The following is a 14698-nucleotide window of genomic DNA, read 5'->3' as shown; positions in this document are numbered from 1 at the left end:
CCTGGTAGCGCGGCCGCCCTGGATTCCGAGCCGCTTGGTTGGCGACACGCAAACACAACTTCTTGTGTTGCGCCGCCTTGTCGGCCCCTACGGGTAGTGTTTGTGGCCTAAGCAACGCGCTGGCCAATTTGGCCCAATCGCCCTGGAGGAGTGGAGTTCCGGTGACTGGAAATGCAAAGCTGATCGACCGCGTCTCCGCGATCAACTGGAACCGCGTCCAAGACGAGAAAGACGCCGAGGTCTGGGACCGGTTGACCGGCAACTTCTGGCTGCCCGAGAAGGTCCCGGTATCCAACGACATCCCCTCCTGGGGCACGCTGACCGCCGGTGAAAAGCAGCTGACCATGCGGGTGTTCACGGGTCTGACGATGCTGGACACGATTCAGGGCACCGTGGGTGCGGTCAGCTTGATCCCCGACGCGCTGACTCCCCACGAGGAGGCGGTGCTGACCAACATCGCGTTCATGGAGTCGGTACACGCCAAGAGCTACAGCCAGATTTTCTCCACCCTGTGCTCGACCGCCGAGATTGACGACGCGTTCCGCTGGTCGGAGGAAAACTCCAACCTGCAGCGCAAGGCGGAGATCGTGCTCGAGTACTACCGGGGCGACGACCCGCTCAAGCGCAAGGTGGCCTCCACGCTGCTGGAAAGCTTCCTGTTCTACTCGGGCTTCTACCTGCCGATGTACTGGTCGAGCCGGGCCAAGCTGACCAACACGGCCGACATGATCCGGCTGATCATCCGCGATGAGGCTGTACACGGCTACTACATCGGCTACAAGTTCCAGCGCGGGCTTGCGGCCGCCGACGAGGCCCGGCGTACCGAGCTCAAGGACTACACCTACGAGCTGCTCTTCGAGCTATATGACAACGAAGTCGAGTACACCCAGGATCTCTACGACGAGGTCGGGCTGACCGAGGATGTCAAGAAGTTCTTGCGTTACAACGCAAACAAGGCGTTGATGAACCTCGGCTACGAGGCCCTGTTCCCGCGCGATGAGACCGACGTGAACCCGGCGATCCTTTCGGCGCTGTCGCCCAATGCCGACGAGAACCACGACTTCTTCTCCGGCTCGGGGTCGAGCTACGTGATCGGCAAGGCCGTGGTCACTCAAGACGAGGACTGGGACTTCTAGGGCGCCACCAGGCGCCATCATCGGGCCCGCCATATATGTGCGGTCCGTGAACGGCCGGTGAATTGTGCACACGACAGGACCCCACGGTGGCGCTGGCGAGGCGCCTACCGTGACACTGGTGGGGTGATGAAAACCTTGTCTTCTCACCCCCGGTTCGTCCGGTCAGTGGTTCGTTGGCTGCAGGCGGGCTACCCTGACGGCGTTCCGGGGCCCGATCGGGTGCCCCTGTTGGCGTTGTTGCGCAGCACACCGCTGACCGAGGACCAAATCCGGCAGGTGGTGCGTGATATCACCGCGGAGGGTTCACCCGCGACGGCCGACGGGGTGATCAACCGCGACGAGATTGCGGAATTCATTACCGACGTGACTCACCACGATGCGGGACCGGAAAACATCCAGCGGGTAGCCGGCGTGCTCGCCGCCGCCGGCTGGCCGCTGGCCGGCATCGACCTCAGTGAGACCGAGGATGGCGACGCCGAGACACCCGAAGGGCTTTCGTCACAGGCTTGATGTATCGATGACGAATCGATAGCGCACGTCGCTGGCCAGCACCCGCTCGTAGGCTTCGTTTATGTAATCGGGCTCGATGAGCTCGATTTCGGGCGTGACGCCGTGCTCGGCGCAGAAGTCCAACATCTCCTGGGTCTCGGCGATCCCGCCGATGTTCGATCCGGACAGGCTGCGCCGCATCAGCGCCAGCGCGAATGCCGGCACCTCCATGGGGTGCTCCGGGATGCCCAGCTCCACCAGCGTGCCGTCCACGTCCAGCAAGTTGAGGTACTGGCCCATGTCCAGGTTCGCCGACACGGTGTTCAGGATCAGATCGAAGCTGCCGCGCAGCTTGCGGAAGGTGTCCGGGTCCGATGTTGCGTAGTAGTGGCTGGCGCCCAGCCGCAACCCGTCTTCCATTTTCTTGAGTGACTGCGACAACACGGTCACCTCGGCGCCCATCGCGGTGGCCAGCTTCACGCCCATGTGCCCGAGCCCGCCCAGGCCGATCACCGCAATTCGCTTGCCCGGCCCGGCGTTCCAGTGCCGAAGCGGTGAAAACAGCGTGATGCCCGCGCACAACAGTGGGGCGGCCGCATCCAGCGGCAGTGCGTCGGGGATGCGCAGCACGTAACTCTCGTCGACGACGATCGCCTTGCTGTAGCCGCCCTGCGTCGGTTGGCCGTCTTTGCCGACCGAGTTGTACGTGAATGTCGCGCCGCGCTTGCAGTATTGCTCGATGCCGCGCTCGCAACAGCTGCACTCGCGGCAGGAGTCCACGAAGCAGCCGACACCGACGTGGTCGCCCACCTTGTGCTTGATTACCTGCGAACCTACCGCGCTCACCACGCCGGCGATCTCGTGGCCCGGAACCACGGGGTAGTTCGGCTGGCCCCACTCGGCTTTGACGGTGTGGATGTCGGAGTGACAGATGCCGGCGAACTTGATATCGATTGCCACATCGTGCGGGCCGGGGTCGCGACGGGTGATCGTGGTCTTGGTCAGCGGTTCGGTGGCTGACAGGGCGGCGTATGCGGAGACGGTGTTCATGGAAGTCCTCTTCGAATCCTCGGGAGCATCGCTTTTTGTAAAGATTAGCTAAGTTAAAGTTCTGGGGCCAGGTGAGGGCGCTCACTCACCAGCCTATGACTCGGCCGGCGGTCCGGTCTGACCGGTCGAGCGTTCAGTTGATCGGTGCGTTCACCCAGCGCAGGTCATCGACAATGCCCCGAGCGGCAACCAAACCCTCACCCGTCTGCCATATCTCGTCGTTGACGATCAGGACCCGGTTGTCGTGGTTGGCGGACAGATTGCGCCACGGACCGCTGTCCAGCACGGTAGCGGCTCGTTCGGCGGCCGCGGGGGAGGCGCAGGACACGTAGATGATGTCGGCGTCAGCGGCCGAAAAGTCCGGTCCGTTGGCAAGTTCGGCGTCGGTGGTGCCCATCTCGAGATAAGGCTTGTCGGTGAACCGCTGCGATGCGGGCCGATCCACCCCGACCGCGGCGAGCACACTGGCCGCAAAGTTGCGGGACCCATAGATCCGCATGCTGTCACGGGTCAGCTGGACGATCGACGCTTGGAAATGGGTTGCGTCATGTTTGGTCCCCACCTGTCTGGCCCGCTGGGTGAATCCGCTGAGCAGCTCCTCGACCGCGGCGCTGCGGGCGGTCGCGGCCCCGACGCCGCGCAGATTGTCCTCCCACGCCGCCCCCGGTGCCGCCGTGAACACGGTGGGGGCGATCGCCGCCAACTGCGCATACAAATTCGGTGTCAGCGCTTCTGAGCCCAGGATCAGATCCGGGTGGGCCGCATCGATCGCCTTCAGATCCGGTGCGGTCCGGCTACCGACCCCCGGCTGGTCGTGCACGGCGGTGCCGAGGTAGGAGGGCTGGCTATTGGAACCGTCCGGGAAGGCGGCACCGACCACCCGGGATTGCAGTCCCAGCGCACACAGCGCGTCGAGCTGGTCGCCGGAGAGCACCACGATGCGCTGCGGTTCTGCGGAGATCTGGGCGACATCCGGGGTGACGCCCGCGGCGTTGTGCGCCGGGCGGGTTGCCGGCCCCGGGTCGGGTGCGGCCGCCTCGCGCGCGCACGACTCATCGGCCTTGCGGTCGTTTCCCAGCACCCCGGCGCCCGCGATCTGGGTGGTAGGAGTGGCCACCGAACGCGCCGCTTTGGTGGCGGGTTGGCTTGACCCGCAACCGGAGCACACCACGATTGCCACACTCAGAGATACAGCGACCAGACCCAGTCGCATCCGGCCGAATTGCACGCGTTCGACGTTAACATCTGCCCAGGTGCGGGCGATCCGCCCGAGCTCGATGGGCGCCGCCGGAACTCAATTACGACAGTTTGTAGGACCAGGCCTGCCGGCCGGCTGATAGCGGGCTAAGATTCGTATCAGTGTTGGGTAAAGCGACCCTGTCCGCGCTGGATGTTTGGAGGAGCTGTTGACAGCCGAAGCGCCCCCTTTGGGAGAACTCGAGGCCATTCGTCCGTATCCGGCCCGTACCGGTCCCAAAGGGAATCTGGTCTACAAGCTGCTGACGACGACCGATCACAAGCTGATCGGCATCATGTACGTCGTCACCTGCTTCATCTTTTTCCTGATCGGCGGGTTGCTGGCGCTGCTGATGCGAACGGAGCTGGCCACGCCGGGCCTGCAGTTCTTGTCGAATGAGCAGTTCAACCAGCTGTTCACCATGCACGGCACGGTCATGCTGCTGTTCTATGCGACCCCGATCGTGTTCGGCTTCGCGAACCTGGTGCTTCCGCTGCAGATCGGGGCGCCCGACGTCGCGTTCCCGCGGCTGAACGCCTTTTCGTTCTGGCTGTTCCTGTTCGGCGCCACGCTGGGTATGGCCGGCTTCATCACGCCCGGTGGCGCCGCCGACTTCGGCTGGACCGCCTACACCCCGTTGACCGACGCCATCCACTCACCCGGCGTCGGCGGTGACCTGTGGATCATGGGCATCGCGGTCGGTGGTCTGGGCACCATCCTGGGCGCGGTCAACATGATCACGACCGTCGTGTGCATGCGTGCGCCCGGTATGACGATGTTCCGGATGCCGATCTTCACCTGGAACATCCTGGTCACGTCGATCCTGGTGCTGATCGCGTTCCCGTTGCTGACCGCGGCGCTGTTCGGGCTGGCTGCCGATCGCCACCTGGGCGCCCACATCTACGACCCGGCCAATGGCGGGGTGCTGTTGTGGCAACACCTCTTCTGGTTCTTCGGTCACCCCGAGGTGTACATTCTCGCGCTGCCGTTCTTCGGGGTGGTCTCCGAGATCTTGCCGGTGTTCTCGCGCAAGCCGATCTTCGGCTACACCACGCTGGTCTACGCGACCTTGTCGATCGCGGCCCTGTCCGTTGCCGTGTGGGCGCACCACATGTTCGCCACCGGTGCGGTGCTGCTGCCGTTCTTCTCCTTCATGACCTTCCTCATCGCGGTACCGACCGGGATCAAGTTCTTCAACTGGGTCGGCACCATGTGGAAGGGGCAGTTGACCTTTGAGACGCCGATGCTGTTCTCGGTGGGCTTTGCCGTCACGTTCCTGCTGGGCGGTCTGAGTGGGGTGCTGCTGGCCAGCCCGCCGCTGGACTTCCACGTGACCGACAGCTACTTCGTGGTCGCGCACTTCCACTACGTGCTGTTCGGCACCATCGTGTTCTCCACCTTCGCCGGGATCTACTTCTGGTTCCCCAAGATGACCGGTCGGCTGCTGGACGAGCGGCTGGGCAAGCTGCACTTCTGGTTGACGTTCATCGGGTTCCATACCACGTTCCTGGTGCAGCACTGGCTCGGCGACGAGGGCATGCCTCGCCGGTACGCCGACTACCTGCCCACCGACGGCTTCCAGAGCCTGAACATCGTCTCTACCATCGGGGCGTTCATCCTGGGCGTGGCGATGATCCCGTTCGTGTGGAACGTGTTCAAGAGCTGGCGCTACGGCGAGGTGGTGACCGTCGACGACCCGTGGGGCTACGGCAACTCGCTGGAATGGGCGACCAGCTGCCCGCCGCCGCGGCACAACTTCACCGAGCTGCCCCGCATCCGTTCGGAGCGCCCGGCGTTCGAGTTGCACTACCCGCACATGGTGGAGCGTCTTCGGGCCGAGGCCCACGTGGGTCGTCACCACGACGAGTTGGCCAAGGCAACGTCGAGCTGATGGAAACGCAACCGCCTGGGCCGGTGCTCGGCGTGGCTGGGTGGTAATCGCCAGTGAGCGTGCCCGCCAAAGTGTCGGTGTTGATCACTGTCACCGGCATCGACCAGCCGGGTGTGACCTCCGCGCTCTTCGAGGTGCTCTCCAAGCATGGCGTGGAGCTCCTCAACGTCGAACAGGTCGTCATCCGGCGCCGGCTCACGCTGGGAGTGCTGGTGTCCTGCGCACCGGAAGTCGCCGACGGCGCCGCGCTGCGCGAGGACGTCGAAGCCGCCATCCATGAGGTGGGCCTGGACGTAACGGTGGAGCGCAGCGACGACCTACCGGTCATCCGGGAACCGTCGACGCACACCATCTTCGTGCTGGGCCGCCCGGTGACCGCCGGGGCATTCGGTGCGGTGGCCAAAGAGGTGGCGGCGCTGGGCGTCAACATCGACTTCATCCGCGGCATCTCCGACTATCCGGTCACCGGCCTGGAGCTGCGGGTCTCGGTGCCGCCCGGCACCTATCGACCCTTGCAGACGGCCCTGACCAAGGTCGCCGTCGACGAGCGGGTCGATGTCGCCGTCGAAGACTACGGGCTGGCCTGGCGGACCAAGCGACTGATCGTGTTCGATGTCGATTCGACACTGGTTCAGGGTGAGGTCATCGAGATGCTCGCGGCCCGGGCCGGCGCCGAGGGCACCGTGGCGGCGATCACCGAGGCCGCCATGCGCGGGGAACTGGACTTCGCGCAGTCGCTGCAACAGCGGGTGGCCACCCTGGAGGGCTTGCCGGCCACGGTCATCGACGATGTCGCCGCACAACTGCAACTGATGCCCGGCGCGCGTACCACGCTGCGCACCTTGCAGCGGTTGGGTTTTCGCTGCGGCGTGGTCTCCGGTGGGTTCCGCCGGATCATCGAGCCACTGGCGCAAGAGCTGAACCTGGACTTCGTCGCCGCCAACGAGCTGGAGATCATCGACGGCACACTGACCGGCCGGGTCGTCGGCTCCATCGTCGATCGGCCGGGCAAGGCCGCGGCGTTGCGAGAATTCGCCGGGCGCTTCGGCGTTCCGATGGAGCAAACCGTCGCGGTGGGCGACGGAGCCAATGACATCGACATGCTGGCCGCCGCCGGCCTGGGTGTCGCGTTCAACGCCAAGCCGGCCTTGCGCGCCGTGGCCGACGCGTCGTTGAGCCATCCATACCTGGATACCGTGCTGTTTCTGCTGGGGGTGACTCGCGGCGAGATTGAAGCCGCCGACAACGTTGACGGTGTGATGCGCCGCGTCGAGATCCCCGAGGACTAAACCGCCGCGCGCAATCGCGCTGAGCAGACGCAGACTCGCAGCAAAATCACCGATTTTGTGCGAGTCTGCGTCTGCTCGCGGGTGGGGGAGAGGGTAGCGCGCGAGTCTGTCGAACACCTGATAAAGTTTTCAATTGATAAATTCACAGAAACTGAAATTGTGGAATTTTAAGCGAGGTCGGGTGACGGAGCGGCTCTACAAGCTCAAGGCCGAGTTCTTCAATACGCTGGGGCATCCGGCCCGGGTCAGGATTCTCGAACTGCTCTCCGAGCGGGATCACACGGTAGCCGAGCTGTTGCCCGAGGTGGGCCTGGAGTCGTCCAATCTGTCTCAGCAGCTCGGCGTCCTGCGCCGGGCTGGAGTGGTGAGCGCGACCAAGGATGGCAACACGGTCAGCTACTCGATCACTTCGCCATTGATCGCCGAACTGATGGCCGTGGCGCGCCGGGTGTTGACCGGGATGCTCAGCGGTCAGGTCGCCATGCTCGAGGATCTGCGGGCCGGCGTTCCGGGCGCGGACAACTAGCGGGGCGGCGGGCAATGGGTTGGATCGCCAGAATCATGCGACTGGGCCGGGTGGCCGAGAAGCTGGGGCACGAATCCACCCCGGCGGTGGCGGCGCCGGCCGGGTTGCGGGGGTCCCTTCAGGTGCGCCACGTCGATGCCGGGTCCTGCAATGGCTGCGAGGTGGAGATCTCCGGAGCGTTCGGGCCGGTCTATGACGCCGAGCGGTTTGGGGCTCGGCTGGTGGCCTCGCCGCGGCACGCGGATGCGCTGCTGGTCACCGGGGTGGTGACCAGGAACATGGCGCAACCTTTGAAGAACACCTTGGCGGCCACACCCCAACCGCGGGTGGTGATCGCGTGCGGCGACTGCGCCCTCAACCGTGGGGTGTTTGCCGACGCCTATGGGGTGGTGGGTGCGGTCAGCGAGGTCGTCCCCGTCGATGTCGAAGTCCCGGGCTGTCCACCCACGCCCGACCAGGTGGTTGCCGCGCTGCGATCGGTGACCGGCCGGTGACGGCGACACTGTCGGACGCACCGCCCGAGCATCAGGTTGCGCTGTCGGGCAACGGTTTCGGGGCGGTGCTGAGCGGCGCGACCACGGCGGGCATCGGCGCGTGCGGTACCGCCCAGGGGCTCACCGCGGTCTTCGGCGTGGTGCGGCAGGTTCACATTGCCTGGCTGGTGCCGCTGATCGGCGTCGATTTCGATATTGGGCGCCTCGGTGGGTTCTTCATTGCCCTCACGGGTGCGGTGGCCGTGGTCGTCGGCATTTACAGCATCGGGTATGCGCGCCGTGAGCACCTCGGTGCGGTCGCGCTGACCATGCTGCCGGTGTTTGTCACCGCGATGCTGCTGGTGCCCGCGGCCGGATCGGTGAGCACGTTCCTGCTGGCGTGGGAGCTGATGGCGATTTCCTCGCTGGTGCTGGTTGCGACGGATCATCGCCGCGCTCAGGTTCGTTCGGCGGCGGGCTACTACGCGGTGATGACCCAGCTGGGCTTCGCGACACTGCTGCTCGGACTGATGGTGCTGGCCGCCGCGGCCGGTACCGATCGCTTCGCCGACATGGCGGTGCCGTCGGAGGGGGTACGCACCTTCGTTTTCGTTGCGACATTGCTCGGATTCGGATCGAAGGCGGGCTTGCTGCCGTTGCATGCATGGTTGCCGCGGGCACACCCGGAGTCGCCCAGTCCGGTGTCGGCGTTGATGAGTGCCGCCATGGTCAACCTCGGCATCTATGGTCTGCTGCGGATTGATCTGCAGTTGCTCGGGCCGGGGCCCAAGTGGTGGGGCGTGACACTGCTTGTGATCGGCGCTTTTTCGGCCATGTACGGGGTGCTGCAGGCGTCGGTGGCCACCGATCTCAAGCGTCTGCTCGGGTATTCGACGATTGAAAACATGAGCCTGGTGACCCTCGGGCTGGGGGCGGCCACGCTGTTGTCGGCGGCCGGTGCCGGCCCGGCGGCCGTCATCGCGATGACCGCGGCCCTGCTACACCTGATCGCCCATGCGGCGTTCAAGAGTCTCGGATTCTTGGCCGCCGGTTCGGTTCTGGTGGCGACCCAACAGCGCGACCTGGACATGCTGGGCGGCCTTGCGCATCGGATGCGCTGCACCACCACATTCTTCGGTATCGCCGCACTCGGCGCTTCCGGATTGCCGCTCGGCGCCGGCTTCGTCAGCGAATGGCTGCTGGTGCAGTCGCTGATTCACGCCCGGCCCGAACACAACACCATCGTGGGCTTGGCCACCCCACTGGGAGTCGGTGCCGTCGCACTGACGACAGGGCTGGGGGTGGCCGCCATGGTGAAGGCATTCGGTACCGGGTTTCTGGCGCGACCCCGCTCGGGGTCGGCCGAGCGGGCGCGGGAAGCCCCGGCCACCATGCTCGTGGGCATGGCGGTCGCCGCCCTCGGGTGTGTGGTCATCGCGATCGCGCCGGCGGTCGTCACGGGACCGCTGCAATCGGTGCTGGACACCCTGCCCGCATCCAGGAATGCCGATCTGACCGACCTGGGCACGGTGTTGCGACTACCGGGGATGGACGGCTCGATCTCACCGGCACTGCTGGCCGCGGCCCTGGTGGCGGCCCTGCTGGTGGTGCTGGTGCTGGCTCGCTGGGGGTCACGTCACCGCCCGGAGCCGGTGACCTCGCCGCTATGGGCATGCGGCGCAGACGAACTCACCGCCCGGATGGAATGCACGCCGACCTCCTTTGCGCAACCGCTGCAACGCGTCTTCGACGACGTGCTGCGGCCCGATACCGGCATCGAGGTGACTCACCTGGAAGCAACCCGCTATCACGTCGAGCAGATCGCCTATCGCGCCCATCTCAGCGATGCCATCGAAGACCGCGTCTACGCCCCGGTGTTGCGGGCACTGGCGTGGTGCGCGCAGGTGATCCGTCTCGCGCACAACGGAAGCGTGCACCTCTACCAGGGCTACGGCGCCCTGGGCGTGCTCATCTTGCTGGTGGTGGCGCGATGAACCTGATGTCGGCGATGGCCGGGGCGGCGCAGATCGGCGCCGTCATTCTCGGTGCCCCGTTGGTGATCGGGCTGATGCGACAGATCCGGGCGCGATCCGAAGGGCGCTGCGGCGCGGGAATTCTGCAGCCCTGGCGCGATCTGCGCAAGCAGTTGCGCAAGCAGCAGGTCACCCCGGAGGGGACCACGGCGGTGTTTGCCGTGGCACCGGCGGTGGTGGCGGCAACCACCCTGCTGATCGCGGCGATCGCACCGCTGGTCGCCACCGGCTCACCGCTGGACCCGGTGGGCGACTTGTTTGTGGCGGTGGGCCTGCTGTTCTTGGGTACCGTCGCGTTGACCCTGGCCGGAATCGACACCGGGACTTCCTTCGGCGGCATGGGCGCCAGCCGTGAGATCACCATCGCCGCCTTGGTTGAACCCACCATCCTGTTAGCGGTCTTCGCGCTGTCCATTCCCGCGAAATCGGCCAATCTTGGCGCCATCGTCGCCTTTAGCCTCGAGAACCCGGCCGAAGTGGTGTCGCTGGCCGGAATACTGGCCTTCGTAGCCTTGGTGATCGTCGTCATCGCGGAGACCGGCCGGCTCCCGGTCGACAACCCCGCCACCCACCTGGAGCTGACCATGGTGCACGAGGCGATGGTGCTGGAATACGCGGGACCACGGCTGGGCGTCATCGAGTGGGCCAGCGGCATGCGGCTCACCGTGCTACTGGCACTGCTGGCGAATCTCTTTGTGCCGTGGGGGATCGCGGGTGCGGACCCCAGCCTGATCGGGATTGCGGTCGGCATCGCGGCGATCAGTATCAAGGTCGCGATTGCCGCCGGTGTGCTGGCTACCGTGGAGGTGCTCATCGCCAAGCTGCGATTGTTCCGGGTGCCCGAATTGCTGGCGGGCTCGTTCCTGCTGGCGCTGCTGGCGGTCACGTCAGCCAATTTCTTTACGGCCCAGGTGTGATGCGATGACCGATCTCAACTACGCCGGTGTGCTTGACCTCGCCCCAGGAGGGCTGGTCCTGACCGCGGTGCTGATCGTGTGGCGGCGCGACCTGCGCTCGATCGTGTGGCTGCTGGCGGCGCAGGGTCTTGCGCTGGCCGCGATCCCGATGATTCTTGGTGTGCACTCCCATGACTGGGAGCTCGTTGGCATCGGTCTAGCCCTGTTCGCGCTGCGCGCAGTGGTCCTGCCGTGGCTGCTGGCCCGTGCGCTGGGAGCCGAGAAACATGAGCAACGGGAGGCGACCCCGCTGATCAGCACTACCGCGTCACTACTGATTGCGGCGGTGCTGACGGTGGTCGCGTTGGCGGTCACCCGCCCCATCGTGGACCTGGACTCCAGCGCGGCGGTCAGCGCCGTACCGTGAGGTCTGGCGGTGGTGCTGATCGCGCTGTTCGTGATGGTGACCCGGCGCCACGCCATCTCGCAGGCCGCGGGATTTCTCATGTTGGACAACGGGATCGCGGCCACGGCGTTTCTGCTGACGGCTGGGGTGCCGCTGATTGTCGAAATGGGTGCTTCGCTGGACGTGCTTTTCGCGCTGATCGTGCTGGGTGTGCTCACCGGACGACTGCGGCGGACGTTCGGCGGCACCGACCTGGACCGGCTACAGGAACTGCGAGACTGATGACTGCTTTGATTCTGGTGCCGATCGTGGCGCCACTGGTGGCGGCAGCCCTCGCACTGGCACGTGGCTGGCGACGCGCAACCGCGGTGCTCACCGTGCTGTCGGCGGTCGCTGTGCTCGGATCGGGCATTGCGCTTGGTCTTCAGACAACGCCGCAACCACACCTGGTGCTGGGCGGCTTCCTGCGCGTCGACGCGTTGTCGGTGATCATGCTGATCGTCATCGGGGCCGTCGGCACCTTGGCGACCTGGGCGAGCATCGGCTACATCGATGCCGAACTCGAACACGGCCACACCGATCGCCGCGATGCCCGGCTGTACGGGGCGCTGATGCCGGCGTTCTTGGCGGCAATGGCGATCGCGTTGTCCGCCAACAACATCGGGTTGATCTGGGTCGCGGTGGAAGCTACCACGGTTGTCACCGCGTTTCTGGTCGGACACCGTAGGACGCGCACCGCGCTGGAAGCCACCTGGAAGTACGTGGTGATCTGCTCGGTCGGCATCGCAGTGGCATTTCTGGGCACGGTGCTGTTGTACTTCGCGGCGCAACACGCCGGCGTCGACGGTGCCAACGCGCTCAACCTCGATGTCCTGACGGCCTGTGCGGCACATCTCAACCCGGCCGTCACGCGGCTCGCCGGTGGTCTGCTGCTGATCGGGTATGGCGCTAAAGTCGGCCTGGTGCCCTTTCACGGTTGGCTGGCCGACGCGCACAGCCAGGCCCCGGCACCGGTCTCGGCATTGATGAGCGGGGTGTTGCTCTCGGTGGCCTTCTCGGTGCTGATCCGCCTACGGCCGGTCATTGATGCCGCGGTGGGGCCGGGTTACCTGCGCGCCGGGCTATTGACGGTTGGGCTCACCACGGTGCTCATCGCGGCCTTCCTGCTCACCGTGGTCACCGATCTCAAGCGGATGCTGGCCTACTCCTCGATGGAGAACATGGGCCTGATCGCGATTGCGGCCGCGGCGGGAACCAAGCTGTCGATCGCGGCCCTGCTGTTGCATGTGCTTGCGCACGGCATCGGCAAGACGGTGTTGTTCCTGGCCGGTGGGCAGCTGCAGTCCGCACATGACTCGGCGAGCATCGCCGACATCACCGCGGTGTTGTCGCGGTCGCGGGTGGTCGGCGTTTCGTTTGCCGTCGGTGTCGTTGTGCTGCTCGGGTTGCCGCCGTTTGCGATGTTTGCCAGCGAGGTGTCGATCGCCCGGTCGCTGGCCAACTCCGGGCTGGCCTGGGTGCTCGGTGTGACGTTGCTGTTGATGGTGGTGGCTTTCGCTGCGCTGGTGGCGAATTCGCGGCGGATGCTGCTCGGCGCCGCCAGCGAGGGTGCTCCGCGGATCGCGGTGCCCGCGACGGTGGCGGCGGCCCTGGTGACCGGCGTCGTGGCCTGCAACGCGTTGGGGGTCACCGCGGGACCGCTGGGCGGGCTTTTCGATGCGGCCGCGGGTCAGTTCGGAGCGAACTGATGGCGCACAAGACGGTCAGCCGCACGGTTTCGGATGCCGAACTCGCCGAATCGGTGGCGGAACTGCTGGCCGAGGGCTACCGGCTTGCGTTGGTCGCGGCGCACGACGATGGCGACGCACTGCGGGTGGTCTACCTACTGGTGGCGGGACAGCCGGATCGGCGAGTCGAGCTGACGCTACGCACCGGCGCGGCGAATCCGTCGGTGCCGTCGCTGGCGGAGTTATCCATCCCGGCGGGCCGCTTCGAGCGGGAAATGATGGACCTGTGCGGGATTTCGCCAGTGGGGCATCCTCAGCCGCGACGGCTGGTGCGCCACGCGCACTGGCCGCAGGATTGGCATCCGATGCGCCGCGACGCCGGTGACCCGCCGCTCTTCGATGCGGTGGGACGCTTTCCATTCGTGACCGTTGAGGGCCCGGGGGTCTACGAGATCCCGGTCGGGCCGGTCCATGCCGGCCTGATGGAGCCGGGGCACTTCCGGTTCTCGGTGATCGGTGAATCGATACTGCGGCTCAAGGCGCGACTATGGTTCGTACACCGGGGCGTCGAGAAGCTCTTCGAGGGGCGAAATGCGCTGGGCGCCAGGGAGGCTGTGGAACTCGCCGAACGAATCAGCGGGGACAGTTCGGCGGCGCATTCGCTGGCGCACTGCCTGGCCGTCGAGGACGCGCTGGGATTGGATGTGCCCGAACCGGTGCACCGGCTGCGCGCCCTGCTGGTGGAATTGGAGCGGCTTTACAACCACGTGACCGATCTGGGTGCGCTGGCCAACGATGTGGGATTTGCCCTGGCCAACGCCCATGCGCAGGGCATCCGCGAGCGGGTGTTGCGGATCAACCGGCGGGTCACCGGACATCGCCTGCTGCGGGCCGCGATGGCCCCTGGAGGCGTTGTGCTGCAGGAGCTTCCGGATCCGGCGGAGCTGCACGCGGTGGCCGCAGACGTTGCCGAGATCAGCGAGCTGACGCTGCGAAATTCGGTCGTCTACGACCGGTTCGCCGAGACCGCGGTGCTGCACATCGAGGATGCGCGCGCGCTCGGGTGCCTCGGCTACGTTGCGCGCGCCAGCGGCATCGCTACCGATGCCCGGCTGGATCACCCGACGGCCGAGCTGCCGGTCACCGTGGTTACGGCCGGCGGTGGTGACGTCCTGGCTCGCTACACGATTCGGCGCGACGAGTTCGCCGCATCGGTCGCGTTGGCCTGCCACCTGGTCGAGAACCACCACGGTCGAACCCGGTTCGCGTCGCCGCCGGCGGCCAACGGCGCGCGGTCGGGCCTGACATCGGGCGTGGGGATCGTCGAAGGCTGGCGCGGCGCGGTGCTGCATCGGGTCGAAGTCGACGGCGCGGGCCGCATCACCCGATGCAAGATCGTCGATCCCTCGTGGTTCAACTGGCCCGCGTTGCCGGTCGCCATGGCCGACACCATCGTCCCGGACTTTCCGTTGGCGAATAAGAGCTTCAATTTGTCCTATGCCGGCAATGACCTCTAGTGCGGTGTAGGCCGCTCGCGGGGCCCGG

At 66.0% G+C, this 14698-nt stretch carries 12 protein-coding genes and 1 pseudogene; 11 read left to right on the top strand and 2 right to left on the bottom strand.

Going from position 1 to position 14698, the window contains the following annotated elements:
* Positions 1 to 161 precede the first annotated feature (161 nt).
* Positions 162 to 1136, top strand: a complete 975-nt coding sequence (gene nrdF / locus G6N41_RS25080; RefSeq protein WP_012393475.1) for a class 1b ribonucleoside-diphosphate reductase subunit beta — start codon at positions 162 to 164, stop codon at positions 1134 to 1136.
* Between the two features lie 126 nt (positions 1137 to 1262).
* Positions 1263 to 1646: a DUF3349 domain-containing protein gene (locus tag G6N41_RS25075; protein WP_036449685.1), complete on the top strand. Its 384-nt coding sequence runs from the start codon at positions 1263 to 1265 to the stop codon at positions 1644 to 1646.
* Here the strand turns inward: G6N41_RS25075 and G6N41_RS25070 are convergent.
* Entirely contained in the window at positions 1635 to 2675 is a 1041-nt protein-coding gene (locus G6N41_RS25070; protein WP_198965989.1) for an NAD(P)-dependent alcohol dehydrogenase, read from the bottom strand. The two genes, G6N41_RS25075 and G6N41_RS25070, sit on opposite strands and share 12 nt — an antisense overlap.
* A gap of 133 nt (positions 2676 to 2808) precedes the next feature.
* Positions 2809 to 3888, bottom strand: a complete 1080-nt coding sequence (locus tag G6N41_RS25065) for an iron-siderophore ABC transporter substrate-binding protein (RefSeq protein ID WP_198968016.1) — start codon at positions 3886 to 3888, stop codon at positions 2809 to 2811.
* Positions 3889 to 4081: 193 nt separating this feature from the next.
* Here G6N41_RS25065 and ctaD point away from each other — a divergent pair, with 193 nt between their 5' ends.
* From ctaD to G6N41_RS25020, 9 genes and pseudogenes are all read left to right on the top strand, one after another.
* On the top strand, positions 4082 to 5803 hold the full coding sequence (gene ctaD / locus G6N41_RS25060) for an aa3-type cytochrome oxidase subunit I (RefSeq protein ID WP_198965988.1): 1722 nt from the start codon (positions 4082 to 4084) through the stop codon (positions 5801 to 5803).
* Between the two features lie 59 nt (positions 5804 to 5862).
* Entirely contained in the window at positions 5863 to 7092 is a 1230-nt protein-coding gene (gene serB / locus G6N41_RS25055) for a phosphoserine phosphatase SerB (RefSeq protein ID WP_015355083.1), read from the top strand.
* Between the two features lie 181 nt (positions 7093 to 7273).
* The gene (locus tag G6N41_RS25050) at positions 7274 to 7618 is read left to right on the top strand and encodes an ArsR/SmtB family transcription factor (protein WP_198965987.1); all 345 of its coding nucleotides are present in this window, start codon (positions 7274 to 7276) and stop codon (positions 7616 to 7618) included.
* A gap of 14 nt (positions 7619 to 7632) precedes the next feature.
* Positions 7633 to 8112: an NADH-quinone oxidoreductase subunit B family protein gene (locus tag G6N41_RS25045; RefSeq protein ID WP_198965986.1), complete on the top strand. Its 480-nt coding sequence runs from the start codon at positions 7633 to 7635 to the stop codon at positions 8110 to 8112.
* Positions 8109 to 10085, top strand: coding sequence for a proton-conducting transporter transmembrane domain-containing protein (locus G6N41_RS25040; RefSeq protein WP_198965985.1), 1977 nt, complete (start codon positions 8109 to 8111; stop codon positions 10083 to 10085). The genes G6N41_RS25045 and G6N41_RS25040 overlap by 4 nt, the downstream gene beginning before the upstream one ends.
* A gap of 5 nt (positions 10086 to 10090) precedes the next feature.
* Positions 10091 to 11041 (top strand): respiratory chain complex I subunit 1 family protein, encoded by a 951-nt coding sequence (locus tag G6N41_RS25035; RefSeq protein ID WP_198968015.1) that lies wholly within the window; start codon positions 10091 to 10093, stop codon positions 11039 to 11041.
* A 4-nt stretch (positions 11042 to 11045) separates the two neighbouring features.
* Positions 11046 to 11708, top strand: a pseudogene (locus tag G6N41_RS25030) (hypothetical protein).
* Positions 11708 to 13174 carry a proton-conducting transporter transmembrane domain-containing protein gene (locus G6N41_RS25025; protein ID WP_198965984.1) on the top strand — a complete coding sequence of 489 codons (1467 nt, stop codon included), beginning with the start codon at positions 11708 to 11710 and terminating at the stop codon, positions 13172 to 13174. Before G6N41_RS25030 ends, G6N41_RS25025 begins: the two are co-directional and overlap by 1 nt.
* The gene (locus G6N41_RS25020) at positions 13174 to 14670 is read left to right on the top strand and encodes a hydrogenase large subunit (protein WP_198965983.1); all 1497 of its coding nucleotides are present in this window, start codon (positions 13174 to 13176) and stop codon (positions 14668 to 14670) included. Before G6N41_RS25025 ends, G6N41_RS25020 begins: the two co-directional genes overlap by 1 nt.
* Positions 14671 to 14698: the final 28 nt, after the last annotated feature.

The organism is Mycobacterium shottsii (assembly GCF_010728525.1).
Classification (GTDB): Bacteria; Actinomycetota; Actinomycetes; order Mycobacteriales; family Mycobacteriaceae; genus Mycobacterium; species Mycobacterium marinum.
This window is presented reverse-complemented; position numbering and strand designations above follow the sequence as displayed.